The sequence below is a fragment of the Ensifer sp. GW821-FHT05G01 genome, assembly GCF_059419585.1.
Genome location: NZ_JBWKSC010000014.1, coordinates 78,875 through 105,175, shown reverse-complemented (window position 1 = coordinate 105,175; position 26,301 = coordinate 78,875). Strand labels below are relative to the sequence as shown.

The following is a 26,301-nucleotide window of genomic DNA, read 5'->3' as shown; positions in this document are numbered from 1 at the left end:
AACCAGTTGAAAGGATGATACTATGAAAACGCTTATCACATTGTTTGCAGTCCTCGCGCTCGCCGCGTCTGCCCAGGCAGCCGAGTTCACCAAGGGAACGGTCAAGAAACTGGATGCCTCCGCCAAGAAGGTGACGATCGCCCACGAGGACCTGAAGAACCTCGACATGCCGGCCATGACCATGGTGTTTCGTGTCAAGGATGAGGCCATCCTGGCAAAGCTCAAGGAAGGGGCCGCAATCGAATTCGTCGCCGACCGCGTCGATGGCAAGCTGACAGTGACCGAGATCAAGTAATGAGACGCCCAAGGCCCGGTATAAGGAATTCCGGGCCTTGGGCGACCAGGCAGAACAGACAGGAAAGGAGCGTTCGATGTTGAACCTCAAACGCAGACATTTCATCGCCGGTACGATCATGAGCATGTCGATGCTGATATCAGGCATGGCGATCGCAGCCGGACCGATGACGGTCTACAAGGATCCGCAATGCGGCTGCTGCGAACAATGGGCCGAAGCGATGGAAGCGGCCGGCTTCAAGGTCGACATCCGCGACGAAGCCGACATGACGCCGATCAAGACCCGGTTTGGCGTTCCGGCCGACATGGAGGGCTGCCACACTGCCGTCATCGACGGTTATGTCGTCGAAGGGCATGTGCCGCTGGAGGCCGTGCAGAAGCTGGTGACCGAGAAGCCGGATGTGGCAGGCATTGCCGTGCCGGGCATGCCGGCAGGCTCGCTCGGCATGGGCGACGACCCCAAGGCGTCCTATGACGTCTACACTATCGCCAAGACCTCGGGCGCAGCCGCGACCGTCTATTACAAGGTGCGACCGGCGCAATAGCGCCGGCTTGACTGGGCAGATTGAACCGTCAGGCGGCGCGCCAGGCGCCGTCTTCCTCTTTGGTCAGCAACGGCGTGCGGAACACACCGACGACGCGGTCCGGCCAATGCGGCGCGAGGTCGGCCAGGGGCTGTCGCCACCGCTCGGTCTGCAGCATGGCGGCGCCGATCGCGACCGGCTCGACGCCACAGGCCTGCATTAGCGTCAAACCCGCCACGATCGACGTGCCGCTGGAGATGACGTCGTCGACGAGCACGACGCGCTTACCCTCCAGTAGCGGCAGCATGCGCGGATCAACATAGAGCCGCTTCTTCTGGTCGGGCGTGGTGATCGACGACAGCGGCACGGAGAGATCGTCGACGTACCAGAATTTGCGCGACGTGCCGAGCGGCACGTAGCGGGCATGGCCGAGCTTGCGGGCGACGGCAGCCGCGAGCGTCAGCCCCAGCGTCGGCAGGCCGGCTATCACATCCGGATTGAACGGCGCCAGCCTTAGGGCAAGTTCCGTTGCCAGCGTCTCCTCGACGGCAAAACTCGCCTGGTTGACGATCAGCGAAGCCAGCGCGTGCCTGCCATCGGAGAGTTGCCGGATCGGCAACTGGATCTGGCGACCGTCATCAAGCGTTGCCGGGAAGAAATCCCGATAACCGCTTCCAGTCTCGAAACTTTTCGGCGGAAACACTTCCTGCCAGAATTCATGCGGCTGCATCGATACGGTCCTCTTCTGCGCCACAAAGGCTTCGAACGAAAGGCGATGAAAACGCCGGCGCACTGTTCTGGTTCCGGCGGTTTTCGTCTATACCGTTTACCACTTCGATCAAACCGAAAGGGCGCCCCGGCCGACGCAAATCTGGGGAATTCGACGGCCCTTCGCCGACAGACATGCAAGGAACTGCCTGACAATGCGCGTGCCAGATGGGATCACCAACGACCTGCCCTTCCTCACCGAATTCCGCCGTGATCTGCACGCCCATCCCGAACTTGGCTTCGAGGAAGTCCGCACCAGCGATCTGGTGGCCAAAATACTTGAAGAGGCAGGACTTAAAGTCCACCGTGGGCTCGGAAAAACCGGCGTCGTCGGCACGCTGCAGATCGGCAACGGCACGCGCTCGATTGGCCTGCGCGCCGATATGGATGCACTGGCCATGCCGGAGCTGGCCGACCGGCCCTACAAATCCAAGGAAGCCGGCAAGATGCATGCCTGCGGCCATGACGGCCACACGGCCATGCTACTGGGGGCCGCCCGCCATCTCGCCAAGACGCGCAGTTTTTCCGGCACGGTGCACTTCATCTTCCAGCCTGCCGAAGAAGGTCGTGGCGGTGCCAGGCGCATGGTCGAAGACGGACTCTTCCAGCTCTTTCCCTGTGATGCCGTTTACGGCCTTCACAACATGCCCGGTCTCGACCCGGACGAAATGGCCGTCGTGGCAGGACCGCAGCTCGCCTCGTCCGACAGCTGGCGGCTGACCTTCCGCGGTGTCGGTACCCATGGCGCCAAACCGCATCTGGGCCGCGACCCGGTGACAGCGGCCGGCACCTTCCTCGCCTCGCTGCAATCGATTGTCGGTCGCGTCGTCGATCCGCTGCAGCCGGCTGTCGTCAGCGCCTGCTCGGTGCGCGCCGGCGACCCGAAGGCGCTAAACGTCATTCCCGATACGGTCGAGATCGGTGGCACGGCCCGCGCCTATACCCCGCATGTCCGCGATCAGCTCGAGGAGGAGATCGGTCGTCTGGCCCGCGGCACTGCCGAGATGTATGGCATCAAGGTCGACTACGCATTCGAGCGTCGTATCCCGCCGGTCGTCAACGATGCAGATGCGAGCGAACGGGCGCTGTCGGCAGCCCGCGCCGTCTTCGGAGAAAAGACGCGGACACAGTTTCCGCCATCAACCGCCGGCGACGATTTTGCCTTCTTCGGCCTGGAAGCCCCCGGCTGCTACGTCTGGCTTGGCAACGGCCCAGCCGTCGACGGCGCGCTTCACCACAACACCGCCTATGATTTCAACGACGACGCGATCGGTCCCGGTGTCACCTTCTGGACGACATTGGTGGAACAGGAATTGAGCGCTTCGGCGGATCTCTAAACTTCGAACGCAACCCGCTCAGCGCGTATCCGCACGCGTGATTGCTCTGAGCGGATTGCGCCCCGGGAAAAGGCTATGCCAGAAACGGTGGCTGCCGGCCTGCCGCACCGCCGAGAGGTTTTGGCCGCCGGCACTGACAAAGACTGTCGGACTGTTGGACTGGGCACACGGGATTTCGCCAATGCGGCGAACGGATAAATTGCCGTGATCAATTGTGTGCGTGGCAGGGCGACAAACGTCGCCCCGCTTGATGCCTCAAAGAACTTCGAGAACCGGGCTTTCGAGAAGCTTTCCCGTCAGTACATCGGCTATGCCGCGATCGGTCTGGTGCGGGCCGGCGTTGCAGGCAAGCGTCGCTCCGAAACAGGCCTTGAAGACGAGATAGGGCGGCTGCCAATCGACGATCCGCCCGACAGCGTCGCGCAGGCGCGCAAAGCCGGCCGATACTTCGGCCAGCGGCGCATCGGAAACCAGGCCGCACAGCGGCAGCGGCAGGATCGCATCGACCTTGCCGGCAGATGCCACGGCCATGCCGCCGCCGGCGGCAATGACGGCATTGGCAGCCACCATCATGTCGTGGGCGTTGCCGCCGAAGACCGTCAGGTTGTGGCTGTCGTGGGAGACAGTCGTTGCAAAGGCGCCTCGCCATTCTCCCCAGCCGGTGAGCAACCCGACACGCGGCCTGCTGTCGCCGCGGCCGTGGCGATGGGCAACGGCAATCAGCGTCGCGCCTTGCGGCGGAACGACGAAGCCGTTCTGGACGTCGGCCATGACCTCACCCCACTGAGTAAAACGCGGCCGGTCGATGGTAGCGATACGCACCTTCGAACCCGTCGAAGCAATGGCGAAATCGGCCTCGCGCAACGGCTCGATCTTCATCGTATCGACGAGCGCCTGGACGTCTACCTTCGGCGCGGCATCGATCATCCGGCCGTTCACGGCTACCTGCTTGCCGCCCGCAATGACCGTCCGCGCACGAAATGCCTGGAGATCGTCGAAGATCGCGATATCCGCCCGCCGTCCCGGCGCGACGAGACCGAGGTCGGTACGGCCGAGGCGCTGAGCGGCGTTCAACGTGGCGGCGCGCAGCGCCCATTCGGGCTTGAGCCCGTAGCGGACCAGTCGACGCACCACGTCGTCCAGACCGCCGGAGCGATCGAGGTCGTCGGGAAAGACATCGTCAGTGCACAGCGTCACGGTCTGCGGCAAGTGGCCGAGCGTGTTCAGCGCCTCGACGAATTCCGGCAGCAGGTGATCGTGCGAGCCGCGCAGCTCGATCGTGAGCCCGGCGCGGAGCTTCGACTTGAGATCGTCGGCAGAAACCAGTTCGTGATCCGAGCTGACGCCTGCGGTCACGAAGGCCTGCAGGTCGGCTCCGGTGAGGCCGCGCGCATGGCCGTTGACCGCCTTTCCCGCTGTAAGCCCCGCCTGGACGATGGCGTGCATACGGGGATCGCCATCGATCACACCGCGCATGTTCATCATCTCGGCAATGCCGCCGATCTCGGGCCAGGCAAGCATGGTGGCGATGGCATCGCCGTCGAAATCGGCGCCGGCCACTTCCAGACCAGGCGCTGAAGGCACGCTCGAAGGTGCCAGCAACACGCAGCGCAGCGGCAGGTCCGCGATCGCATCGGCCGCCCAGCGCACGCCGGCGATGCCGCTGACATTGCCGAACTCGTGCGGATCCCAGACGATCGTCGTGACGCCGCGCGGCAGCACGGAATCGGCATAGGCAGCGGGCGTCACCATCGAGCTTTCAACATGCATGTGCGTGTCGATCAGCCCCGGCGACAGGAAGGCGCCGGAGGCATCGACCACCGCTGCGGCATCGCTGCGGCTCCCCGGTGCATGCACGCTCGCAATCAGCGAGCCGACAATGCCGACGTCGGCCGCGCGCCGTTCGCCGGTGACCATGTCGACCACGGTGCCGCCGATGATCAGCAAATCGAATGCCTCGGCGCCACGCGCGGCAGCAACGGCGCGGGCGCGCAACGTCGCATCCATCAGGTCCATCGGCTCCTGCGGGCGCGTCACTTGGCGGCTTCCTTCATCAGGGCGCCAAGGATTTGCGCACGCGCCGCTTCCGCATGTACGTCCGTCGCGTACTCGGCATTGAAGGCAGCGTGACTTTCGCGGATCTCGACCACCGTGCGTCCGCGGGTGAGAGTGCCTGCTAACTCCGCATCGATCCGCGCCTTGCGGAAGGAAATCGCGCCCGGATTGACGAAGGCGATGGCGGCGCAGGGATCGTAGATCGCCATCCCCGGACGCCCGCGGCTGGTGCCGATCGAGACGTAGCCGGACAAGAGGTCGGCGATCAGCGCAGCGTTGACGCCACCGGCTGCACGAATGGGAGCGATATCATCGGGATAGGCGAAGACCTTTCGGCAGAGGTCGAGGTCGACCATGCGCAGCGGCAGGTCGTGCGCCAGCACGATCGCCAGTGCTTCCGGGTCGGCGAAGGCGTTGAATTCGGCCGAGGCCGTGTGGTTGCCACTGGTGACGCCACCGCCCATCCAGGTCAGATCGGTGATCTTCGCGGCCAGATCCGGGCGGGCGAGGCACAATGCGGCAAGGTTGGTGAGCGGACCGAGCGCCAGGATACGGCGGGGTCCGTTGTCCTCTTCCAGCCAGTGGCAAAGCGCGTCAAAGGCATCGCTCGCGGGAAGCGGCTCGGCCGTCGGCAACGACAGGCCGGCTGTCGGCATGCCGCTCTCGCCCAGAATCCGTTCCGCGGTTTCGAGTTTGCCGAGCACGGGCAAGGCGCGGCCCTCGTGGATGGGAAACGTCCAGCCGAAGGCCATAGCCGCACTGGCGGCGTTGCGTCGCACCTGCTCCATCGGCGTATTGCCGAAGACGAGCGAGATGCCGTCAATCACCTCATTGGCGTGGAGAACGACGAGCACCGCAGCGATGTCGTCGAACCCCATGTCGGTATCGATCCAGATGCCCATTGCCGGTTATCCGAACCGCTCGAGCCGCGCCGCCTTGGCAACCGGGAGGTCGAAGGTGAGCTCGGTGCCCGGCTGATGCGCGGCGAGGCCCGCATCCTCCTCGGCCTTGATGGCGCCGAGCGGCGTATCGAGCAGATATTCGCGGGTGCTTCCGGAGAAAGAGGCTCCGCGCACAGTGCCTTGGAAAGGACCTGAACCAAGGGTCACCATGCGCGGACGCCACGCAAGCCCTGCCGTGTCAGGCGGCAGGGATTCGGAAAGGGCGATGGGGCCGTTTGCGGCCTTGAGCTTGCCGCCTTCGACGGCAAAGATGTTCTCGAAGCCGACGAAATCGGCAACGAAGCGGGAAACCGGCCGATTGTAGATGTCTTCCGGCGTGCCGATCTGCTCGATCGCGCCGTTCAGCATCACCACGATCCGGTCAGCAAGCGACAGCGCCTCGCCCTGATCGTGGGTGACGAAGATCATCGTCACGCCGGTTTCCTTCTGCACGCGCTGCAGCTCGGTGCGCATCTCCAGACGAAGACGGGCGTCGAGGTTCGACAGCGGCTCGTCGAGCAGCAGGACCTTCGGCTCCATCACCATCGAGCGGGCAAGGGCGACGCGCTGTTGCTGGCCGCCCGAAAGCTCGGCTGGCTTACGCGAAGCGAACTTGGACAGGCCAACGGATTTGAGGCCGGCGGTGACGCGCGCCTCGATATCGCTTGCCGGCAGCTTCTTCAGGCGCAGGCCGAAGGCGACGTTTTCGAACACCGAGAGATGCGGAAACAGCGCATAGGACTGGAAGACCAGGCCGACCGACCGTTTGTTGGCGGAAACCCGGGTGATGTCGATGCCGTCGAGGCTGATGCGGCCGGACGCCGGCGTCAGCAGCCCGGCGATCGAGCGCATCGTCGTCGTCTTGCCGCAGCCGGACGGACCGAGGAAGGCCATCAGTTCGCCCTTGCGGATCGACAGGTCGAGGTCCTTCACCGCAACGGTATCGCCATAGGCAAGCGTCAGTTTTTCGAGGCTGAGGAAGGAAGCGTCAGACATAGCGGGAAAATCCTAGGAAGCGTTCGGCAAGGAAGACGATGCCGATGGACATGAAGGCGAGCAGCGCAGACAAGGCCGCGACCGACGGGTCATAGGTGATCTCCATGTAGGAGAGCATGTCGATCGGCAGCGTGCGCACGCCCGGCCCGGACAGGAACAGCGAGACCGGCACCTGGTTGAAGCTCGTGACGAAGCCGAGGATGAAGGCGGCAAGAATGCCGCTGCGGATATTCGGCATCACCACCCGGAAGAAGGCGCCTGCGCGCGAGGAGCCAAGCAGCACTGCCGCCTCCTCGATATCGGAGCGCAGGTTGTTGAGGCTGGCCGAGACGACGCGCACGGCATAGGGCAGCACCAGCGCCGTATGCGCGAGGAACAGCGCCAGCGTGATGTTGAAACCGAAGGGCACGACGATGTAGCGCAGCAGCGCCAGGCCGACGATGATGCCCGGTACGATGATCGGCAGCGACACGATCGTGCGGATGGTCTCGCCGAAGGGCAGCTTGTAGCGCGACAGCGCGTAGGACGCGGGAATGCCGAGCACCAGAGCCATGGCGGTGCCGCCGATGGCGAGGAGCATCGACACGGCGAAGCTCTCGCGGAAGCTTTCGACCGTGAAGACCTTGGCGACCCACTTCAGCGAAAAGCCCTGCGGTGGAAAGGCCAGGGTCTCGCCACCCGACAGCGATGCCGCGACAATGATGAAGAACGGCCCGATCAGGAAGGCGACGACCAGAAACAGGACGAGCGGAGAAAAGATGCGAGGGGTCATCGTTTGTTCCTCGCGGTGGCGAGCCGTTTCAGAAGGAGATTGGCAGCAAAGCTCATGACGATCAGGATGAAGGCAATGACACTTGCCGAGACGAAATCATTAGCAACGGTGACGCGCTGGTAAAGCAGCGTCTCGAGCATCAGCACCTTGGAGCCGCCGAGGATTGCAGGCGTGATATAGGCCGTCAGCGAACCGGTGAAGACCAGCGTTCCGCCGATGACGAGGCCTTCCTTGGTCAAAGGAAGGATGACCTTCCAGAACACCTGGAACCAGTTGGCGCCGAGCACGCGTGCCGCGGGAATGGCATCCTTCGGCATGTTCTCGAGCGCGCTGATCAGCGACAGGATCATCAGCGGCAGGAACAACTGCAACAGACCGATGAACACCGCCGTCTCGGTGAAGAGAAAGCGGATCGGTTCGTCCGAAAGGCCAATCAACTGCAGCGCCTGGTTGACGATGCCGGTGCGGCCGAGAATGACGATCCAGGCATAGGTTCGCGCGACCGACGAAATCATCAGCGGCAGCACGACGAGGCCGATCATCTGCCCCTTGCTGCGCGGCGAAAGATTGACGATCGCAAAAGCTGCGGCATAGCCGATCACGGCGGAGACGACTGTGACCATCAGCCCGAGCCGGAACGTGCGCAGGAAGACGGTACGGTTCAGCGGGTCGGTGAAGAAGTCGACATAGGCGGACAGCGACCAGCTGTCCGCACTGCGAAAACCTTCGGCGAGCAGAATGACGACGGGCGCCAGAAAGACGATCGCCGCAAACACCGCAGCCGGCAATGCGAGCGCCAATGCCTCGGCGCGGTTCTGAAACATCCCTCGTCTTCCTTTCGTCACGTTCATTTTTGCGGGCGCGGCTCAGTTGGCCGCACGTCCCGCAGAACCGCCCCCACCCTTGTGGATGGGGGCTTCTCTAGGTGTGTTACTGGCCGACCTGGGCGTTCCACTCGGAAAGCCAGGCTTCGCGGTTGTCGAGGGCGACGTCAGACGGAATGAGCTTGAGGTTCTTCACGGTTTCTTCGCCATAGGTGAGGTTTTCGGCGATCTCCGGCGCGACCTTCACCTCCTTGTTGGAGGGGCTGTCGACCAGCTTTTCGGCAAGCGCCGTCTGGATTTCCGTCGAGAGCCAGAAGTCCATGAATTCCAGCGCCAGGTCCTGGTTCTTGCCGCCCTTGGTCAGGACCATCACGTTCATGCCGCCGGTCTGGCCTTCCTTGGGGGTTGCCCACTTGATCGGCAGACCAAGCTTGGTGAAGCCTTCCCAGGAGAAGCGGCCGATCGGAGCGGCCCAGATTTCTTCCTGCTGCATCAGCTGCACGAGCTGCGAAGACTTGACGTAGAAGGTGACGATCTCGTCCTTCTTCGCGCCGACGGCAGCGATCGCTTCCTTCAGGTCCGGCGTGTTCTTGCCGATCGCCTCACCGACCATGTAGAGCGCCGGCGGGCCCTGGTTGGTGGTGACGTTCGGGAAGGCGACGTGGCTGGCGTTCTTCTCGTCGAGCAGGTCTGCCCAGGAGTTCACTTCCATCTTGTCGGAACGATAGACGATCGAGGTGGCGTAGAAGGTGTAGCCGACGCTCATGCCGTCGCCGTTCGGGTCCTTGGCGATGTCATAGAGCTTGTTGAAGTTTGTGAGTTTGCTGTTGTCGATTTTCTCGATCAGGCCGGCACGCGAGGCCGAGAGCGCGTCCGCCATGGAGACGACAGCCATGTCGACGACAGGGCTTGCCTTGTTGGCTTCCATCTTTGCCAAGCGCTCGACGCTGTTGCCGGTCTCGACCACCAGCTTGCAGCCACACTTGGCTTCGAAGGGGGTGTAGACCAGCTCCTTGAAGGCGTCCTGGGCGAAACCATAGACGGAAATGGTCAGCGTCTTTTCCTGGGCGGAAGCGGCATTGGCGCCGATGAGCAAAAGCGCGCTGGAAGCGAGCAGGATCTTCTTCATGACTGGTGTTCTCCTTCTGGGGCGGTGGTTCTGGCTGGGGCCGTGGTTCCGGCGTTGGCAATCGTCTGAGGCTGAAACTGTGTAGCCAGCGGCGCGGCGCTCGATTGCCGCACGACCAACTGCATAGGCACTTCGGCGTTTTCGGCGGTCACCGGCGCACCGATGCCGGCGTCGGCCGGATCACGCTCGCCGATCGCCTTCACCAGCGCTTCGACGGCGATCGCAGCGATCCGCGTCATGTCCATGCGCGCCGTCGTCAGCGCCGGGGTTACCACGGGCGACCAGATGAGATCGTCGAAGCCGGTAACGCTTGCCTTTTCCGGCACGTTGATGCCGGCACGCTGCAATTCGGTCAGCGCCCTCAGTGCATGAAGATCGGAGACGCAGGCAAACGCGGTGAAACCTTCGGCCACCTTCTCGGCAAGACCGAGCGGACAGCCCTTGCCCGCTTCGCGCTCCAGCGGTTCAATCCAGAGGATTTCGACGAAGGCGGCCTCACCAAAGGCCGAGCGAATGCCGCCGATACGGTCGTTCTGCACGTTGGAAGCCGGATTGTTGCCGATGACAAGAACGCGCCGGTGCCCGAGCGCCTTCAGATGCTCGGCGATCTGCCGGCCACCGCCCCAATGATCGGCGGCAACCGTGTTGCCCGGCGTCGATGGGGTATCGATGACAGCGACGGGACAGCCGACATCGGCGATGCGCGTGCCGCGCCGGGGCACGATCACCATGCCGTCGACGTCGCGGTCGATCAGCCGTTCGATGGCCTTGGTCTGGGTGGCGACGTCGCCGCGGGAGTCGGCGATCAGAACACCATAACCGGCCGAAGACGCGGCAAGCTCGATCGCCTGTGCGATCTGTGGGAAGAGCGGATTGGCGATATCGGGAAGGACGAGACCGAGGACGGCGGTGCGGCCGGTGCGAAGCGCCCTGCCCGCAAGGCTTGGCACATAACCGAGCTCTGCGGCAGTTGCGCGGATCTTCTCGGCGAGTTCGGCGGAGACGCGGCCCTTACCGGAAAGCGCGTTGGAGACCGTCGCCGCGGAGACGCCCAGTGTTCTGGCAATCCTCGTCAGTTTTGGTCCGGAACGCGCCAAGGCCGTGGTTTCCGCTATCGGTGATTAAACGATTAATCATGCGATATATCAGAATCTCTTCACTGTCGAATCCTTTTGCCGGCTGTCGAATAATTTGTGCTTCTTGTGGCACTCGGCCTGTGGACAGGCGGTGCGGCGCAGCGACGCCACTCGCCCTCATTTTCGCTGGGCCCCGACCCCTTCCATTCGCGCGGGCAGCCGATTAAGTCTGAGGAAAACGGCGGGGCAGCATCATGACCTTTCAGCGACGGCGTCGGATCATCAAGCGCCAGCGAACCGGCACAGCGCTTCTCGTGGTCGCGCTCATTTCCTTTCTGGCCGGAATGACTGATGCGATCGGCCTTTTGACAGTGGGCGACTTCGTCTCCTTCATGAGCGGCAACACCACGCGTGCCGCGACAGCCGTCGCCGACGGCAACATCCTGCGGTCGCTCATCCTTCTCGGCTCGCTCGCGGTCTTCGTCGTCGGCAATGCCATGGGAACGATCGTCGCAAGCCGGCTTCGCGCCGTCGGTGTTCTGTGCAGCGTTACCGTCATCCTCGCCGTGGCCGCAGCCGGTGGCGACCACCTGCCGAACGTGCTGCGCTTCTATCTCATTGTCCTTGCCATGGGCGTCGTGAACGCCTCCGTCGAGCACATCGAGGGACTGCCTATCGGCTTGACCTATGTGACCGGCGCCCTCTCCCGTTTCGGCCGTGGTCTGGGCCGATGGATCATGGGGACGGGCAACATACAATGGACGATCCAGATCGTCCCCTGGATCGGTATGCTTGGCGGGGCCATCGTCGGCGCCGTATTGGAAAATCGATTCGGGCAACTCTCGCTTTGGGCGCCCGCAATCCTGGCCGGGCTGCTGTGCATTCTGGTCCTGACGATTCCGGTGCGCTGGTCGAAGCGATACGCGCAACGATAATCCCGTCGATGCATCCTCCATGGGAGGAACACCCTTCGCCTGCCGGCGCCAGCCGCAGGTGCAAATTTCAACTTTGCGCGACAAAACGAACCAAAATTCCCACTAAATTACTAGGGAATTTGTATGATGCACCGCAACCGCCCGATGTGTACATTCGGATGGCAAGCGCGATAGCGCGTGATGAGCATTTATGCAGGAGTTAGGGAAATGACTGGCAACACGATCGATTTGGGTGGACTTTCAGGGAATGGCCGGAAAGGCGGGCGCTCGATCCTTGCCTCTGCAGCCTTGGCCATGGTTCTGTCGACGAGCACGGCAGCGCTCGCGCTGGACGCAGGCTTCAACCCGGATGCCTCCATCGTCGTCGGTTCACTCTATGAGCCGCAGAATCTGGACAACACTGCAGGCGCCGGCCAGGGCATCAACGAAGCCTTCAACGGCAATGTCTACGAAGCGCTGTTCACGCTGACCGACGCGGGCGACGTCGCGCCCGGTCTCGCGGCTGAACAGACGATCAGCGAAGACGGCCTGACCTACACCTTCAAGCTCCGGCCGAACGTAACCTTCCATTCCGGCGACCCGCTGACGGCCAAGGATGTGAAGCACAGCATCGAGCGCGTTGTCGCGCCGGACTCCAAGAGCTCGCGCAAGAAGAGCCTGGCGACGATCAGCGAGATCCAGACGCCCGACGACCAGACTGTCGTGGTCAAGCTTTCCGCCCGCTCGATCTCGCTTCCCTACAATCTCAGCTACGTCTGGATCGTCAACGACGCGGCCAAGGATCTGAACGCCAGCGAAGACGGCACAGGCCCCTACCGCCTGGACGAATGGCGCCGCGGCTCCTCGCTGGCGCTGACGCGCAACGACAAGTACTGGGGCACGGCGCCCACCAATGGCGAAGTCGTCTTCCAGTACTTCACCGATGCGACCGCGCTCAACAATGCGCTGCTGACTGGCGCAGTCGATGTCATCACCAGCGTCCAGAGCCCGGATTCAATCGCGCAGTTCAAGGACAACCCCGATTTCACCGTAACCGCCGGCCAGTCGACCACCAAGGAACTGCTGGCGTTCAACGACCGGGTCGAACCCTTCAACAACGTCAAGGTTCGCAAGGCCATCGCCCGCGCGATCGACGACAAGAAGCTGCTGGAGTCGATCTGGGGCGAATACGGCACGTTGATCGGTTCTTTCGTGCCGCCGACCGATCCCTGGTATGTCGACCTCACTGCCGTCGACACCTATGACGTCGAAAGCGCCAAGGCGCTCTTGAAGGAAGCCGGCTTTGCCGATGGCTTCTCGTTCAAGCTCGACACGCCGAATTACGACCCGCATCCGATCGTTGCCCAGTTCCTGCAGAGCGAACTGGCGAAGGTCGGCATCAAGGTCGAGATCAACGTCATCACCGCCAATGAGTGGTACACCAAGGTCTACAAGGCGCATGACTTCCAGGCGACGCTGCAGGAGCATGTCAACCATCGCGACATCGTCTTCTACGGCAACCCCGACTTCTACTGGGGATACAACAATCCGAAGGTTGTCGACCTGATCAAGGAATCCGAAGCCGCCGCAAACACCGACGAACAGACGGCAAAGCTGACCGAGGCGAACCGCATCATTGCCGAGGACGCAGCCAGCAACTGGCTCTACCTCTATCCGCAGATCGTGGTCTCGAGCTCGGCCGTTACCGGCTATCCCGTCAACGGCCTGAACTCGCAGTTCTTCGCCTACAACATCAAGAAAAGCGGGAACTGATCCCTCGTTTTCCAGAGCATTTCCAGGAAAAGTGCGAAGCGGTTTTCCGTCAGGAGATGCGTAAAAACAAAAGACAGAGCGCTTCCGCTTAAGTCGGAAGCGCTCTGAACTATCCGTTGTAACGACGCGCTGATGAAGGAGCCCCAAGCGATTTGGGGCTCCTTTGCGTTGCACGTCAGTCCGCTTCATTGCGCCGACAACAGCAACGCAAGGTCAGATCATTTTCGCCCGCATTTGCGACTGCTCCCCGCGCCGGCTCGGATGCCCGAAGTGCAGTGCAGCGTTTGAAACCCGCCGGGTCATTTCCGCGGAAATCGATGCTCATTTCGGGGACAATGCAGTAGCGTCACGGTTGTTTTTGTGCAAAAGCCAGCACTGCCGGCCTCGGGCGTCACGCCTGTCGGACGAAAGGAATCCTGCCATTCTCGCCTATATCCTGCGCCGATTCGCCATCTTGATCCTGTCGCTGCTGATTGCTGCGGTGGTGCTGTTTGTGTTGCTGCGTCTGCTGCCGGGCGACCCTGCGAACGCCCTGCTTTCCGTCGGTGCCGATCAGCAACAAATCGAGGCGGCGCGCGAACAGGTCGGTTCCAACCTGCCGCTCTGGGAGCAATTCCTGCGCTTCGTCGGCAGCCTCGCCCGCTTCGATCTGGGAACGTCCTTCGTCAGCGGCAAGCCCGTTGTCGAGGAAATTGCCACGCGCCTGACCGTGACGGTGCCGCTGGCGCTGCTCGGTTTCGCGCTCGCGATCGCCATCGCCGTTCCACTTGGCATCCTCTCGGCCGTCAAAGCCAATCGCTGGTATGGTGCGGCCATTTCGACCGTGTCTCAGCTTGGCATAGCCATACCGGTCTTCTGGGTCGGCATCCTGCTGGTGACCGTCTTTGCCGTCAATCTCCGGCTCTTTCCCTCCGGCGGCTACCCCCGGCGCGGTTGGCAGAACGAGGGCCAGGTTCTCTACGCGCTCGCGCTGCCGGTTTTGACGATAGGCCTCGTCATGGCAGCCTCCCTCATCCGCTACATTCGATCTGCCACGCAGGACGTTTTGGGCAGCGACTATCTGCGAACCGCCCGCGCGCTCGGAGCCAGCTTCTCGCAAGCCTTGATCCGGCATGGCATTCGCAACGGCGCCGTGCCGATCGTCTCGATCCTTGGCATCGAACTTGCGACAACCCTGCTCGGCGCCGTCGTGGTCGAGCGGGTGTTCGCCCTGCCCGGCCTCGGCTCGATGTTGCTGCTTGCAATCGAGCAGCGTGACTACCCGAACGTCCAGGGCGTGTTGTTCATCTCGACCCTGCTGGTGCTGCTGATCGGCTTCGCCGCTGACCTGCTCCAGCGCGTCATCGATCCCCGCCTGCGCGAACGGGCGACGGGAGCTGCAACATGACCGCATTGGACCTTTCAGCGGATCGCCCCGCCCGCAGACATTCGCTGGCACTTTCCATCGGGCTTGCCCTCGTCGGCCTCAATGTCGCGGTCGCGATCCTCACCCTGTTCTGGACGCCCTACGATCCGCTCAATGCCTCCGGCGGTCGTCTCGAAGCGCCGTCGTTGCTCCATTGGGTCGGCACGGACCGGCTCGGCCGTGACTACCTGACGCAAATCATGATCGGCGCCAGAACGGCCTTGATCGTCGGCACCGGTGCGGTTGCGATCGGCGCCTCGATCGGCGTGACGCTCGGCATTCTCGCTGCTTTCGCCACGCGCCTGCTTGACGACGTCATGGCCGCCACGCTCGATATCCTGATTGCATTCCCGACGCTGCTGCTGGCGATGCTGGTTGTCGCCGCGAGCGACAGTGCCAGCCTATGGTCGGCGATCCTGGCGCTCGGCCTGGCGATTTCGGCGATCGTCGCTCGTTTGACCCGCATCCTCGCAAAGCGCGTGCTGCGTCAGGACTACATCATCGCGTCGCGGACCTCTGGCACCTCCTGGCCGGGCGTCGTCGTGCGCCATGTGCTGCCCAACATCTGGCCGACACTCTCGGTCAACTTCGCTCTGCAATTCGGCCTGGCAGTGATCGCGGAAGCGTCGCTTTCCTATCTCGGCCTTGGCGCACCACCACCCAACGCCTCCTGGGGCAGGCTGCTGCAGGAAGCTCAAGGCACAGTCTATACCGCCCCCGTCGGCGCAATCGCGCCGGGCATTGCCCTTGTCGCACTGGTCATCGGCATGAACCTTCTTGCCGATGGCCTACGGGATGTCGGCGACCCGACACGCGGGAGATCACGATGAGCGCCTTGCTTTCTGTTCAGGGCCTGACCGTAAGTACCGGTGGCAAGACACTGGTTTCGGACGTGTCCTTCTCCATCGGCTCCGGCGAGCGCATGGGATTGATCGGCGAATCCGGCTCGGGCAAGTCGATGACCGCGATGGCCATTACCGGGCTTTTGCCAGCGAACATCTCCGTCACTGGCTCGATCATGCTTGATGGCCAGGAGGTGGTCGGCACGGATGACAAGCATCTGAACCGGCTTCGTGGGGTTGCAACCGCAGTCGTCTTCCAGGAGCCGCTGACAGCGCTCGACCCCCTGATGAAGATCGGCAAGCAGATTGCCGAACCCGTCCGCCGAAGGCTCACGCGCGAACACAGACGTGCCACGCGGATAGCAGTCGAACGCGAAGTGCTGGATCTGCTCGACAAGGTCGCGCTGCCGCAGCCGGAGCGCATTGCCAATGCCTATCCCCACGAGGTGTCGGGCGGACAGCGCCAGCGTGTGGCAATTGCCATGGCGCTCGCCTGCCGTCCAAAACTTCTGATCGCCGATGAACCGACAACGGCGCTCGACGTGACCACGCAGGCCGAAATCCTCAATCTGCTCGATGGGCTGGTTCGCGAAACCGGAATGGCGCTTCTCTTCATCAGCCATGACCTGCCAGTCGTGGCCGAAGTGGTGGAACGGGTGATGGTGCTTCGCGACGGGATCGCGGTTGAAGAGGGCGCCGTTGCCGACGTGTTCGGCAATCCGTCTCATGATTATACACAGACGCTCGTCGACGCCGCACGTGTGTTCGACGAGGCCCTTGGACGGACGGGATCCTGATGCTCGACCTGCGGAATGTGAACTTCGGCTACTCCCGTCACCGCAAGGTTTTGACCGATGTGTCGTTCAGCGTGCGTGCCGGCGCCAGCGTCGGCCTGGTTGGCGAGTCCGGTTCCGGCAAGACAACACTGCTGCGACTGCTGCTCGGTCTCGAACGGCCCACCAGCGGCACCATTCGCTTCGGTGATGATGCGCTCGATCCTGCCGATGGTGCATTCATGCGTCGCTACCGGCGCGCGGTGCAACCGGTCTTCCAGGATCCTTACTCCTCCCTTGATCCGCGCCAGAAGGTGCTCAACATCATCGCCGAGCCGCTGCAATCGCTGCGCATCCCCGGACCGCACAAGGACGCGGTGGCGCAGGCGCTGGAGGCCGTTGGCCTGCCGCTCGACGCCATGCAGCGCTATCCGCACGAATTTTCCGGCGGCCAGCGCCAGCGCATCGCAATTGCACGCGCCATCGTCGCACGCCCGCAGATCATTCTTGCAGACGAAGCAGTCAGCGCGCTTGATCTGTCGACCCGCATCCGCATCGTCGATCTGTTCAAGACCCTTTCCGCAACGCTGACGCTGGTGTTTGTGTCGCACGACCTCGGTGTCGTCGCAGCACTTTGCGAGGAGATGGTCATCCTCGAAAAGGGACAGGTGGTCGAGAGCGGTAAGACGCGCGATATCCTGGCCGCACCGCAGCATCCCTATACGCAGCGGCTGCTATCCAGCATCCCGCGGATGCCCGCATGAGCCTTTCGCCTCGATAGGCTTTCGTCAGGTCACGAATCTGCCGGCAACGACCATATCGTCAACAAACAGAATACCTTGATCTAGAACAACCCCTCCTTGAGCGGAGTTGCCCATAGTGCCCGCGGCCGCAGATTCCCTGCAGCCGCCTGCCCTAAATGGCAAATTTGAAACTCTTCTGGGGGTCCGGAATCATGTCTACTCGCTCCATCCTGCCAACCGCCGCCGCACTTCTTCTGCTGGCGGTCTCGGTCACTGCGGCGCCCGCCGCGGACCTGACTGCACCGAGCGAACCTGCCCCTGAATTGCCGGCCATCAGCGAGCAGAGCCCATGGATGATCCGCGCTCGCGCCCTTGCCGTCCTGCCGGAGGACAGGGCCTCGCTGCAGTTGAACGGCACGTCGCTCGACGGCGAAAAGGTCGGCGTCAGCAATTCGGTCGTGCCCGAGCTCGATATTACCTACTTCTTCACCGACAATATTGCGGCGGAACTGATCCTTGGCACGACCCCGCACACGGCCCGGGGCAGCGGCTCGATCGCCGGCCTGGGCGAGATCGGCAAGGCTTGGTTGTTGCCGCCGACGCTGACGCTGCAGTACCACGTCAATCTGACCGACACGATCAAGCCCTATGTCGGCGTCGGCGTGAACTACACCATCTTCTACAACGAAAAGGCCAAGGGCGACTTCTCCAGCTTCAACCTCAAGAACACCTTCGGCGTCGCCCTGCAGGCCGGCGTCGACATCAAGCTAGATGATCACTGGGGGATCAATTTCGACGTGAAGAAACTGTTCCTGGAGACGGACGTCAGCGCGACCCTGCCGGGCGCCGGTGCTGTGACGGGCAAGGTGAAGCTCGATCCCTGGCTGATCGGAACGGGCATCAGCTACCGCTTCTGACGTTCATCGCCAGTACGAAGCAGGGCTACATCAAGACCGATGCAGCCGAACGACTGTGCGCCTTCGTCACCGTTCAGCGGCGAAGGCGCATCCAGGTCGTCAGTCGCATGTCATGCGTGATGTGCGGTTACAGCCTTAACCAATCCGGTCGTCAGTTCGCGGCTGGTCGCGTGCGAGATATCGCCGAGCGACAACATGCCGACCATGCGCTTTTCGTCATCGATGACCGGCAGGCGCCGTACCTTCTTTGCCTCCATAAGACGGACAGCCTCTTCGATACTCTCGCTCGTGCGGCAATAGACGATGTCCTTCGTCATAACGTCGCGCGCGGTCAGCGACGCGGCGTCGTGCCCATTCGCCCAGGCCCGAACCGCAATGTCCCTGTCCGTGACCATGCCGATGAGGCGATCGTTTTCGCCGACCGGCAGGGCGCCGATATCCTCATCACGCATGATCCTTGCCACGGTGCGCAAATCCGTTTCAGGGGCTATCCAGCGCGCGCCGGGGTGCATGGCTTCCCAAGTTCTCATCGCTTCCTCCTACGGTTTGAGGAGTGACGATAGACGAAGATCGTGGCCAATCATTGATCCGCGCAGCCGGCATGGTCAGCGAACGTGGCTATTCCTACTCCAGCAGGAAGTCGGTCGTCCGGCCGCACGGCCAGTGTCGGCTGCCGTGCGCAAGAAGAGCGAGAAGCTTTGATCTGGGAAGAGCGAGGTTACCGGCCGTCGCCCTTGGCAACGAAGAGAAGATCGAAACCGCGGAATTCACGCCGGGCGGCGGACTTCTTGAGGGCAGTCCATATCGCCGAGGGATTGTCGAGGCGGAACCCGTTGAAGCTACGGACCAGGCCGAAGGTCGCCATGATGGTGCGAAACGCCCTGACGATGACGGGGCCACTCAGCGTGGCGAACAGGATCTGCGGGTGCACGGCAAGCAGGACGCCCGCTGTCCGCGCCCGATCGATATCCCCGAACTGAGCCAGCGACCTGTACTCATAACCCTCGATATCGATCTTGAAACACAGCTTGTCGGTTCGCGCCATCGACTGCAATTCGGCGATTTTGATCGTTTTCGCCTTGATGGCCTGCCCGGTCTCGTCCGCGATCAACGCCGAGGTTTCCGAACTGCCAAAACCGCCGCCGACCGAGTTCAGCACCAGCACCTCGTCCTCGGAGAGCGCGGCATTGATCAATGTGACATCGCCCTCATTCTGCGGCTCCATTTCCTTCAGTATGCCGAAGCAGACGGGATCGGGCTCAACAGTAATGACATTGTCGGCGATCTGAGCCGCCCAATAGGGCGTCACGCCGATCCAGCCGCCGATATCGACAAAGGTCGTGTTGCCGTCGACGAGGCGTTCGATGTTCTGGAACGTGCAAGGCTCCCACTCGCCGCTTTGAAGGCGCGTAAAGAAACGCTTCTTCTCAGGCTTGTCGGGGAAATGGACTGTCTTACTGAAGTAGGTGATCGCACGCATGGCGCTTCTCTAGCCCATATCCCGGCGAAGCGGAATCGTTTTTGCGAAGATCTTCCATGCGGCCAGGACATGTCAAAGGCAGGTGCCGCCGAGATGGTTTCACGCTTCCATGCGCTCGTTGCGGCTGCGCGCTTCGGTCAGTTCAGCGGTCGTCTGGCTCAAGCGGTCGGCCAGCACGCGCATGATCTCCACCGCCATTTCCGGGAAGTCGGCCAGGAGCTTCAGGAAGTCGTCCTTGCGGATGCGCAGGGCCTCGAGCGGGGTCGTGGTGCGCACGGTTGCCGTACGCGGGGTATTACAGAGAATGGCGATTTCGCCGACGATCGAGTTCTGCTCGACCTCCGCCAGCTTCAGCGGCCCGCCTGCGGTCGTCACCAGCACGTCGGCCTTGCCGGAGAGGATGACATAGGCGGCGTCACCGATATCACCCTGGTAGAAAAGGGCCTCCCCGGCGCTATACATGACCCGATCGGAGGTAAAGGCAAGAAGCTTCAATTTTGCAGGCGGCAATCCCGAAAACAGGGTTATCCGGCGCAGCATTTCCACTTCATCCTTGAGCAACATCACAATCCGTTTCTCCCAGTATCCGGTCGAGGGCAACCCGTGTCCCGCTTCGCCGCGGGACCTTATGCTCGTGCCCTGACATTAATATTACATCAAGATGCCATTTCCTTATAGTCGGGTCCTTCGTTAGCCCCCACTTCCGTATCGTCGTCGCGAAGCAGACGGCCATTCTCGAAAACTGCGACGCGGTCAAACAGTTCCATCACCGCCGGATTGGCCACCACCCAGACGATTGCCGGGTTGCGGCCATCCTGGCGCAGAAGCGCAAAGACGTTGCGGATCACCTGTTCCTGAACGCGTTGGTCGAGTGCCAGCAGCGGCTGGTTGAAGATGTAGAAATCGCAGATGCGGATGAGCGCGCGAGCCAGATCCAGCTTCTGCCGCTGACCCGCCGTCAGTCGCTTCCCCCCAGCGCCGACGTTGAAATCGAAGCCGAAGGCGAGCACATCGTTGTAGAGACCGACAGCCTCGAAAAGATCGCGCACGATCGCCCGGATCTTCTCCGATCCGTCGGCGTGCTTGTGGCCAATGCGCCCGAAAAGCACGTTATCGATGATGCTGCCGGAAGCGATGTAGCGGTTCGGACGATAGTGCTCGATCATGCCTGCGAGGTCCGCCGGCAGGCCTTCGTCGAACTCGCGTCGCGCTGCGACGATCCTTGCCATGAGCTCGTCGGTCAGGAGACCGAAACGGTGACGAGGTTCGATGTAACCGAAACAGAGCCGAATGATCTTGATCTGATCGTCCTCGGCAACATCGGCGCGCGCCCGGCCGCGAACCTTTTGCAGCAACGCCTCATAAACGGGGATATCTTCAGCCGTCATGAAGGTCAGCTGCTGGAAGAACGGGTGATCCGGCGGCAGGTCGCGGAACAGTTCGACAACGTTCTCGGCAATCTCCAGACCCATTTCGTAGAAGACGTCACGCAGGCCGACCCGCTGCAGCACTGTCTTGAAGAATGGATGCCCATCGAGCGCACCGTCCCACATCACCTGGTCGGTGATCGTACCGAAGAGCAGGTTTTCGCCGATGGTCGCTTCGATGTTGTACGAGCCAGGCTCGAAGAACACCACGAGATCGCTGAGCTTTTCCTTTTCGAGGCGCTGCCGCAGCGCACCACGCATCTCGACGATACCGGCGGCAAAAGCCGCATTGCGGTTCGGATCGATGGTAGAGCGGACCGCCAGCGCCATCACGTCGTTGGTGAGAAGAACGGCATCGAGGACGGGCCTGATCTTGACCAACAGATCCTCGGGCCCGGTTGCGCCAGCAGCCCGGTAGTCGATCCAATCGCTATTGACGTCAAAGTGTGGGTTCCCGGCGAGCTTGGCTTCGACCAGCTCCCACTTGCGATGGGCAGCACCTTCACCTTCATAGCGCACTTCCGTCAACGGCGCGTGCTTCAACCCGTAGAGCAGGTTGTCACCAAGGCTGCCCTGGAACACGTAGACATCCGAGGAAGCGTAGGAGATGCGTCTGCCGGTAACCGATTCCGGCATCTCCAGAATATCCTGGCTGCCGATGAGAATTCGACCGCTCGCCGGCCAGATCAGTCGGGCGAAAGCTTCGGCCAGCACTTCGCCGCCGGGCTTGAGTGCGACCGCCTCGCCTGGCTGCACCTGCAGCGAAACGTGATCGAGAAGCGTCGCGCCGCCATCATCGGTCACAGTCAGGTTGACCGCGGCGAGCGCGCCGCTCAAAGGCTCGGCACTTGTCGCGGCGATCGCGTGAACCTTGGGATCGAGCAGCGGATCGACACTGAATTGCTCGACGACCTGCGCATACTTGACCTGCACGTCCTGGCGCGCCTGATCCCAGTCGATCAGTTCCTTCAGAGGTCCCGGCAGATCCTTGTAGGCGCCGATGACGGCAACAAGCTGGCCTATGTCAAGCCGGCCCTGAAGCGCGAAATAGCCCCCGATCGAATAGAACAGGAAGGGCGTCACCTGGGCGAGGAAGTTATTGATGAACTTGACCAGAAACTTCCACTGGTAAAGGTCGTAACGGATCTTGAAGATCCGGGCGAGCCGCGATGCGATGTCGGCGCGCTCGAAATTGGAGGTGTCGTATCCGCGGATGGTGCCGATGCCGTCGACGATCTCACTCACCCGGCCGGACAATTCACGCGCGGTCAGCTGGCGCTCCCGCCCAAGGACGAGCAGCCGCTTGCGCATGCGTGGAATGATGATCGCCTGCACGGCGACGATGACCGTGGCGATGAGACCGAGCCAGAAGCTCTGCAACAGAATGAAGATCAAGGCCGTCAATGCCTGGCCACCAAGCAGCGCCGGCGACACGAAGGCATCGCCAGTGAAACCGCCCAGCGGCTCCACTTCATCCTTGATCATCGTCGAGATCTCGGCCGGCTTCACCCTCTTGAAATGCGTCGGTGGAAACCGCAGCACCCGATCGACGAGTTCGAAGCGGATGCGTCGCAAGAGACGCTCGCCGAGCCGTCCCTTGAAGGTGTTGATGTAGAACTTGAAAAGGCCGTTCACTACCACAAGCAGCAGGAAGACGAGGCTCAGTGCCAGAAGCATACCTTCGCGGCCGAGCTGGAAGCCGTCGAACAGATTGATCGTCCCCAGATAGGGCAGGTCAAAAGAGATCGCCAGGAACGCCTGCGTCGCTTCCGGACTGTCAAAGCCGTCACCTTGAATAGGTCCGTTGACGATCTGCTTGGGCAGATCGAAGGACAGGAAATACGGGATCATGGAAAACGCGACAACCACCAGAATCCAGAGCTGGTCCTTGCGCGTATGGGTCCAAATGTAGCGGGAGAGGCGTGATTCCATGTTTCTGGCAACGGGACCTTATTGAACACTACGATGTGTGCGGCGAGGGCTGCCACCATACCCGGCCACGATATGCTTGCTTACCGCGCATCTCGACTGAATTGGCACAGGCCTTTGGCCGCGAACGCGTTTCGGCGAAATCCGATCCGGTTTCGAATCCGGTTTATTAGATTATGCAGGTGCAAGAGAAATCCGCAATGGACACCTGCCTTCGCCTGTGAGCCCCCCGATCGAATTCCACGACAAGAGGTGGAACTCGCACGAAGGGAAAAGAGCGCCCTTGTTGCACTCGATTGCCCGCCAGCTTACAACGGCAGCATGAAACACGCCAGCCACCACCCTACTCCCGCGAGCGACTGGTACGAAAATGCTTTCGACCTGACGCGCGGAATTGCCGCTTACACCAGAAGTCCGCTGATCGACGGTATCGCCAAGGTGATCGCCAAACACCCAGACGCCGATATCGCCAACGCCTTCAACCACAAGCAGGTCGCCTGCAAGATCTGGGCGCGCGACACGCTGCTGCAAGCAGCAGGAAAATCCTATCAGCGGATCGTGGTTCTGGGCGGTTGGTACGGGATCCTTCCGGCCATGTTGCTGGAGGACCGCCGATTCGAGATTGCCGTGGCTGAAAGCTATGACATCGACCCCTCGGTCGAGACTGTGGCACGCACGCTCAACGCGACCCATGCCGACCGTTTTCGCGCGGTCACCGCCGATATGTATGCGATCGACTACCCTCGTCTCGGCGCCGACCTGATCGTCAACACGAGCTGCGAACACATCGCCGATCTTCGCAGCTGGCTTGAGCTGATACCGGCGGGCACACGTGTCCTCCTGCAGTCCAACGATTATTTCAGCGAACCGACACACATCAACTGCGTTGCGTCCGTCGAAGCGTTCGCCGACCAGGCGAAACTTGCGACGCTCGATTTCGCCGGCGCCTTGCCGACGAAGAAATACACACGGTTCATGCTGATCGGGACGGTCTGACGGGCGCCTTCAAAAGCCACGCACGCAGGATCGCCGCCGTCTGGGCGGCGCCTTCGAGGTCAAGCGGCGGCATTGCCGGCTTCGCACGAGCAAGCTGCGTTTCGACATCGCGCGCCAGGCGAGCAGGAGATACGTCGTGCTCGGGCAGGACGCCGGCGAGCCCGAGCTTTTCCAGTCGCGCTGCCCGCGTCGATTGTTCCGTTTCGCCGCCGGCGGTAAACGGGATCAGCAGAGATGCGCAACCCGCCCGAATGATGTCGCAGACCGTATTGTAACCGGCCTGTGAGACGGAAAGCCGCGCACCGGAAAGCAGGCTGGCGAAATCCCGGCGAAACCGGAACAGTTTCACATTCCCCGGAGCGGCGGATTCGAATGCGTCGTAGTCGACCTGCGGCAGATTGGGCCCTGTCACCAGGCACCAACTAAGCTCCGGCGGCAGAAGTTTAGCGGCCTCCAGGCCGGCGCCGATCAGCTCCTTACCGACCGCGCCGCCGCCGGCCGAAACGACCACATCGAACCGCTCCAGCGGCAGCGCAGGCGCGCTGCCCGCAACGAGGCCGGTATAGGCGACTTTGTCGGCGATCTCCCGCGCGTAGGGAAACGTCTCTTCAAGCCGGGCAAAGGCGGGATCGCCATGCACGAGCACGAGGTCGAAATGCGCCTGCACCAGTTCCAGCATTTCCTCCGCCCGGCCCGGCTTGTTCCGCTCCTGCAAGATATCGCGCAGCGATGTAGCCACCAGCGGGCGCCGGCTTGACGCCTCGATCAGGTCGAGCAACGGCATCAGCTCGAACCGCATCTGGCGCCGCCCGAACGGAAACGCCTCGAAAATCACAACATCCGGGTCGCAGGTGCGGAATGCGTCCAGCAGCATGTCCCGCCGACGTTCCCTGAAATCATCATCGACCGGCTTTCCGGTTTCGTCGGCGAGGCCCGAAAACCCCTTGTCGCCGGCAACGACCGGCGGCAGCGCGACGTGCTTCAATTCGGACGTTGGAAATCCGGGAACCGGTGTACCGCCAGTGACCACCGTGACGTCGAAACCATCGACAGCGAGCGCACTGCAAATGCGGCTTGCCCTTGCCAGATGGCCGATCCCCAGCAGATGCTGGACATAAAAGAAGACCCGCAGCTGCCGTGTCATGCCGATTTCCACTCGTGTGCAAACAGGTTCGTCAGCTGCTCGATGCTGGAGTGATGGTCAAACTGCGTCCTCACCCGCCGTTCGGCAGCAGCCCCCAGCTCGCTGCGGCGCGCTGGGTTGCGGATCAGCTCCTCCAGGGCGAGCGATAGCGCTTGCGGATCTTCCGAAGGAACGACCCGGCCGTTTTCACCGTCAATCAGGAGCTCGGGCACGCCTGATATTGCCGTAGACACGCAAGCAAGCCGCTGGCTCGACGCTTCGACGAGCACATTCGGCAGGCCATCGCGATCACCGTCGGCCGTCACGCGGCAGGCGAGCGCAAAGATATCACTGGTTCGATAGTGCGCGAGCACGTCCGTCTGGTCGAGCGCACCCTTCCAGGCAATTCTGTCGGAAATGCCGAGCTCGTCACCCAAAACCTTGAGCTTCCCCGTCAATTCTCCGGCGCCAATGTGCTCGAAGCGCCAATGCAGCTCGGGCGGCAACAGGGCGAGCGCCTTCAGGAGGACATCGTACCCCTTCTTGCCCACCGCCCTGCCGACGCTGACGATGCGGACCGGTTCCGCCCTATCGGAGCCATCGCGGATCGAATGTTTGCCGTCGAAATGCGGGAAGCGCTGAAGGTCGAGACCATGATAGCTCAGGTTCACCCTTGCCTTCTGCGATGTCAGGCTCCGCAGGTGCTCATATCCGGTGCGCGTGCACGTCACCGTCCAGCGCGCGCGACCGAGCTTTTCGGAAAGCTCCCAGTCGGGCGATGTCCAGATATCCTTGGCATGCGCCGAACAGGTCCATGGCGTGCTCGCGATCACGCTTGTATATGCGGTGACAGAAGCGGGCGTATGGATGAAGTGCGCATGCAGCCAGCCTGGATCACCCGGCCACTCCGATGCAAGCACCAGCGCCTGTCCGAAACGACGGAAGCGATTGCGGGTCGGGTCCCGTGCAAGGTCCTTCGAGAATTGCCCAAGCGCCTGCCAGAAACCTGGTTTCGGCAGTGAACGCACCAGCGCCTTGAGGACGCGCAGCGGCTCCTCGTGCAGATACTCCGGCAGATAGTGCACATCGGCACGGATCTCGTCATGCACCGGATGGCGCTTGCCATCGGTCGGACGTCTCAACGCGATCAGGACGAGATCATGCCCGGCCTTCTCAAGCCCGAGCAATTCCTGCGCGATGAAGGTTTCCGAAAGGCGCGGGTATCCTTTCAGAACGACGGCAATCTTGCGGTCTGTTGGCAAT

The 26,301-nt window shown here is 62.2% G+C and carries 25 protein-coding genes; 11 read left to right on the top strand and 14 right to left on the bottom strand.

What is annotated here, in order from left to right:
- The first annotated feature begins 22 nt into the window (after window positions 1-22).
- Together AC07UR_RS28020 and AC07UR_RS28015 are read left to right on the top strand one after the other, a co-directional pair.
- Window positions 23-295 carry a copper-binding protein gene (locus AC07UR_RS28020; RefSeq protein WP_173423076.1) on the top strand — a complete coding sequence of 91 codons (273 nt, stop codon included), beginning with the start codon at window positions 23-25 and terminating at the stop codon, window positions 293-295.
- A 76-nt stretch (window positions 296-371) separates the two neighbouring features.
- A complete protein-coding gene (locus AC07UR_RS28015; RefSeq protein ID WP_209790028.1) occupies window positions 372-839 on the top strand; it encodes a DUF411 domain-containing protein in 468 nt (155 codons plus the stop codon).
- Window positions 840-867: 28 nt separating this feature from the next.
- On the opposite strand, the gene AC07UR_RS28010 is transcribed toward AC07UR_RS28015, so the two are convergent.
- Complete coding sequence (locus AC07UR_RS28010; protein WP_209790029.1) at window positions 868-1,548, bottom strand: phosphoribosyltransferase; 681 nt, start codon at window positions 1,546-1,548, stop codon at window positions 868-870.
- Between the two features lie 193 nt (window positions 1,549-1,741).
- On the opposite strand from AC07UR_RS28010, the gene AC07UR_RS28005 reads away from it, so the two are divergent.
- Entirely contained in the window at window positions 1,742-2,923 is a 1,182-nt protein-coding gene (locus AC07UR_RS28005) for a M20 aminoacylase family protein (RefSeq protein WP_209790030.1), read from the top strand.
- Window positions 2,924-3,178: 255 nt separating this feature from the next.
- On the opposite strand, the gene AC07UR_RS28000 is transcribed toward AC07UR_RS28005, so the two are convergent.
- The 7 genes from AC07UR_RS28000 to AC07UR_RS27970 form a co-directional block, all read right to left on the bottom strand.
- On the bottom strand, window positions 3,179-4,939 hold the full coding sequence (locus tag AC07UR_RS28000) for an adenine deaminase (RefSeq protein WP_234941801.1): 1,761 nt from the start codon (window positions 4,937-4,939) through the stop codon (window positions 3,179-3,181).
- A 17-nt stretch (window positions 4,940-4,956) separates the two neighbouring features.
- A complete protein-coding gene (locus AC07UR_RS27995) occupies window positions 4,957-5,880 on the bottom strand; it encodes a nucleoside hydrolase (protein ID WP_209790032.1) in 924 nt (307 codons plus the stop codon).
- Between the two features lie 6 nt (window positions 5,881-5,886).
- The gene (locus AC07UR_RS27990; protein ID WP_209790033.1) at window positions 5,887-6,915 is read right to left on the bottom strand and encodes an ABC transporter ATP-binding protein; all 1,029 of its coding nucleotides are present in this window, start codon (window positions 6,913-6,915) and stop codon (window positions 5,887-5,889) included.
- The gene (locus AC07UR_RS27985; RefSeq protein WP_209790034.1) at window positions 6,908-7,687 is read right to left on the bottom strand and encodes an ABC transporter permease; all 780 of its coding nucleotides are present in this window, start codon (window positions 7,685-7,687) and stop codon (window positions 6,908-6,910) included. The genes AC07UR_RS27990 and AC07UR_RS27985 overlap by 8 nt, the downstream gene beginning before the upstream one ends.
- A complete protein-coding gene (locus tag AC07UR_RS27980; RefSeq protein WP_209790035.1) occupies window positions 7,684-8,511 on the bottom strand; it encodes an ABC transporter permease in 828 nt (275 codons plus the stop codon). Before AC07UR_RS27980 ends, AC07UR_RS27985 begins: the two co-directional genes overlap by 4 nt.
- A 106-nt stretch (window positions 8,512-8,617) precedes the next feature.
- Entirely contained in the window at window positions 8,618-9,640 is a 1,023-nt protein-coding gene (locus tag AC07UR_RS27975) for an ABC transporter substrate-binding protein (RefSeq protein WP_209790036.1), read from the bottom strand.
- On the bottom strand, window positions 9,637-10,737 hold the full coding sequence (locus AC07UR_RS27970; RefSeq protein WP_209790037.1) for a LacI family DNA-binding transcriptional regulator: 1,101 nt from the start codon (window positions 10,735-10,737) through the stop codon (window positions 9,637-9,639). Before AC07UR_RS27970 ends, AC07UR_RS27975 begins: the two co-directional genes overlap by 4 nt.
- 233 nt (window positions 10,738-10,970) lie before the next feature.
- On the opposite strand from AC07UR_RS27970, the gene AC07UR_RS27965 reads away from it, so the two are divergent.
- The 7 genes from AC07UR_RS27965 (at window position 10,971) to AC07UR_RS27935 (ending at window position 18,083) form a co-directional block, all read left to right on the top strand.
- Entirely contained in the window at window positions 10,971-11,651 is a 681-nt protein-coding gene (locus AC07UR_RS27965; protein ID WP_209790038.1) for a YoaK family protein, read from the top strand.
- 294 nt (window positions 11,652-11,945) lie between these two features.
- The gene (locus AC07UR_RS27960) at window positions 11,946-13,403 is read left to right on the top strand and encodes an ABC transporter substrate-binding protein (protein WP_209790276.1); all 1,458 of its coding nucleotides are present in this window, start codon (window positions 11,946-11,948) and stop codon (window positions 13,401-13,403) included.
- Between the two features lie 433 nt (window positions 13,404-13,836).
- Window positions 13,837-14,790, top strand: coding sequence for an ABC transporter permease (locus AC07UR_RS27955; protein WP_327795844.1), 954 nt, complete (start codon window positions 13,837-13,839; stop codon window positions 14,788-14,790).
- Window positions 14,787-15,638, top strand: a complete 852-nt coding sequence (locus AC07UR_RS27950) for an ABC transporter permease (protein ID WP_209790039.1) — start codon at window positions 14,787-14,789, stop codon at window positions 15,636-15,638. The genes AC07UR_RS27955 and AC07UR_RS27950 overlap by 4 nt, the downstream gene beginning before the upstream one ends.
- Window positions 15,635-16,447 (top strand): ATP-binding cassette domain-containing protein, encoded by an 813-nt coding sequence (locus AC07UR_RS27945; RefSeq protein ID WP_209790040.1) that lies wholly within the window; start codon window positions 15,635-15,637, stop codon window positions 16,445-16,447. The genes AC07UR_RS27950 and AC07UR_RS27945 overlap by 4 nt, the downstream gene beginning before the upstream one ends.
- Window positions 16,441-17,187: an ABC transporter ATP-binding protein gene (locus AC07UR_RS27940; protein ID WP_209790278.1), complete on the top strand. Its 747-nt coding sequence runs from the start codon at window positions 16,441-16,443 to the stop codon at window positions 17,185-17,187. The genes AC07UR_RS27945 and AC07UR_RS27940 overlap by 7 nt, the downstream gene beginning before the upstream one ends.
- A gap of 191 nt (window positions 17,188-17,378) precedes the next feature.
- Complete coding sequence (locus tag AC07UR_RS27935; protein ID WP_209790041.1) at window positions 17,379-18,083, top strand: OmpW/AlkL family protein; 705 nt, start codon at window positions 17,379-17,381, stop codon at window positions 18,081-18,083.
- Between the two features lie 110 nt (window positions 18,084-18,193).
- On the opposite strand, the gene AC07UR_RS27930 is transcribed toward AC07UR_RS27935, so the two are convergent.
- From AC07UR_RS27930 to AC07UR_RS27915, 4 genes are all read right to left on the bottom strand, one after another.
- On the bottom strand, window positions 18,194-18,613 hold the full coding sequence (locus tag AC07UR_RS27930) for a CBS domain-containing protein (protein WP_176355845.1): 420 nt from the start codon (window positions 18,611-18,613) through the stop codon (window positions 18,194-18,196).
- A 188-nt stretch (window positions 18,614-18,801) separates the two neighbouring features.
- Complete coding sequence (locus AC07UR_RS27925; RefSeq protein ID WP_209790042.1) at window positions 18,802-19,563, bottom strand: FkbM family methyltransferase; 762 nt, start codon at window positions 19,561-19,563, stop codon at window positions 18,802-18,804.
- Window positions 19,564-19,662: 99 nt separating this feature from the next.
- On the bottom strand, window positions 19,663-20,127 hold the full coding sequence (locus AC07UR_RS27920) for a cyclic nucleotide-binding domain-containing protein (protein ID WP_077501973.1): 465 nt from the start codon (window positions 20,125-20,127) through the stop codon (window positions 19,663-19,665).
- Window positions 20,128-20,219: 92 nt separating this feature from the next.
- A complete protein-coding gene (locus AC07UR_RS27915) occupies window positions 20,220-22,922 on the bottom strand; it encodes an ABC transporter ATP-binding protein (RefSeq protein ID WP_209790043.1) in 2,703 nt (900 codons plus the stop codon).
- Between the two features lie 318 nt (window positions 22,923-23,240).
- On the opposite strand from AC07UR_RS27915, the gene AC07UR_RS27910 reads away from it, so the two are divergent.
- On the top strand, window positions 23,241-23,915 hold the full coding sequence (locus AC07UR_RS27910) for a class I SAM-dependent methyltransferase (protein ID WP_209790044.1): 675 nt from the start codon (window positions 23,241-23,243) through the stop codon (window positions 23,913-23,915).
- Here AC07UR_RS27910 and AC07UR_RS27905 read toward each other — a convergent pair.
- The gene (locus AC07UR_RS27905; protein WP_209790045.1) at window positions 23,893-25,059 is read right to left on the bottom strand and encodes a glycosyltransferase family protein; all 1,167 of its coding nucleotides are present in this window, start codon (window positions 25,057-25,059) and stop codon (window positions 23,893-23,895) included. The genes AC07UR_RS27910 and AC07UR_RS27905 overlap by 23 nt on opposite strands.
- On the bottom strand, window positions 25,056-26,300 hold the full coding sequence (locus tag AC07UR_RS27900; protein WP_209790046.1) for a glycosyltransferase: 1,245 nt from the start codon (window positions 26,298-26,300) through the stop codon (window positions 25,056-25,058). The genes AC07UR_RS27905 and AC07UR_RS27900 overlap by 4 nt, the downstream gene beginning before the upstream one ends.
- Between the last annotated feature and the right edge of the window lies 1 nt (window position 26,301).

Coding starts and splice junctions, on each gene's coding strand:
- AC07UR_RS28020 (WP_173423076.1), top strand. CDS start 23: ATGAAAACGCTTATCACATTGTTTGCAGTCCTCGCGCTCGCCGCGTCT.
- AC07UR_RS28015 (WP_209790028.1), top strand. CDS start 372: ATGTTGAACCTCAAACGCAGACATTTCATCGCCGGTACGATCATGAGC.
- AC07UR_RS28010 (WP_209790029.1), bottom strand. CDS start 1,548: ATGCAGCCGCATGAATTCTGGCAGGAAGTGTTTCCGCCGAAAAGTTTC.
- AC07UR_RS28005 (WP_209790030.1), top strand. CDS start 1,742: ATGCGCGTGCCAGATGGGATCACCAACGACCTGCCCTTCCTCACCGAA.
- AC07UR_RS28000 (WP_234941801.1), bottom strand. CDS start 4,939: ATGGACCTGATGGATGCGACGTTGCGCGCCCGCGCCGTTGCTGCCGCG.
- AC07UR_RS27995 (WP_209790032.1), bottom strand. CDS start 5,880: ATGGGCATCTGGATCGATACCGACATGGGGTTCGACGACATCGCTGCG.
- AC07UR_RS27990 (WP_209790033.1), bottom strand. CDS start 6,915: ATGTCTGACGCTTCCTTCCTCAGCCTCGAAAAACTGACGCTTGCCTAT.
- AC07UR_RS27985 (WP_209790034.1), bottom strand. CDS start 7,687: ATGACCCCTCGCATCTTTTCTCCGCTCGTCCTGTTTCTGGTCGTCGCC.
- AC07UR_RS27980 (WP_209790035.1), bottom strand. CDS start 8,511: ATGTTTCAGAACCGCGCCGAGGCATTGGCGCTCGCATTGCCGGCTGCG.
- AC07UR_RS27975 (WP_209790036.1), bottom strand. CDS start 9,640: ATGAAGAAGATCCTGCTCGCTTCCAGCGCGCTTTTGCTCATCGGCGCC.
- AC07UR_RS27965 (WP_209790038.1), top strand. CDS start 10,971: ATGACCTTTCAGCGACGGCGTCGGATCATCAAGCGCCAGCGAACCGGC.
- AC07UR_RS27960 (WP_209790276.1), top strand. CDS start 11,946: ATGGTTCTGTCGACGAGCACGGCAGCGCTCGCGCTGGACGCAGGCTTC.
- AC07UR_RS27950 (WP_209790039.1), top strand. CDS start 14,787: ATGACCGCATTGGACCTTTCAGCGGATCGCCCCGCCCGCAGACATTCG.
- AC07UR_RS27945 (WP_209790040.1), top strand. CDS start 15,635: ATGAGCGCCTTGCTTTCTGTTCAGGGCCTGACCGTAAGTACCGGTGGC.
- AC07UR_RS27935 (WP_209790041.1), top strand. CDS start 17,379: ATGTCTACTCGCTCCATCCTGCCAACCGCCGCCGCACTTCTTCTGCTG.
- AC07UR_RS27930 (WP_176355845.1), bottom strand. CDS start 18,613: ATGAGAACTTGGGAAGCCATGCACCCCGGCGCGCGCTGGATAGCCCCT.
- AC07UR_RS27925 (WP_209790042.1), bottom strand. CDS start 19,563: ATGCGTGCGATCACCTACTTCAGTAAGACAGTCCATTTCCCCGACAAG.
- AC07UR_RS27920 (WP_077501973.1), bottom strand. CDS start 20,127: ATGTTGCTCAAGGATGAAGTGGAAATGCTGCGCCGGATAACCCTGTTT.
- AC07UR_RS27915 (WP_209790043.1), bottom strand. CDS start 22,922: ATGGAATCACGCCTCTCCCGCTACATTTGGACCCATACGCGCAAGGAC.
- AC07UR_RS27910 (WP_209790044.1), top strand. CDS start 23,241: ATGAAACACGCCAGCCACCACCCTACTCCCGCGAGCGACTGGTACGAA.
- AC07UR_RS27905 (WP_209790045.1), bottom strand. CDS start 25,059: ATGACACGGCAGCTGCGGGTCTTCTTTTATGTCCAGCATCTGCTGGGG.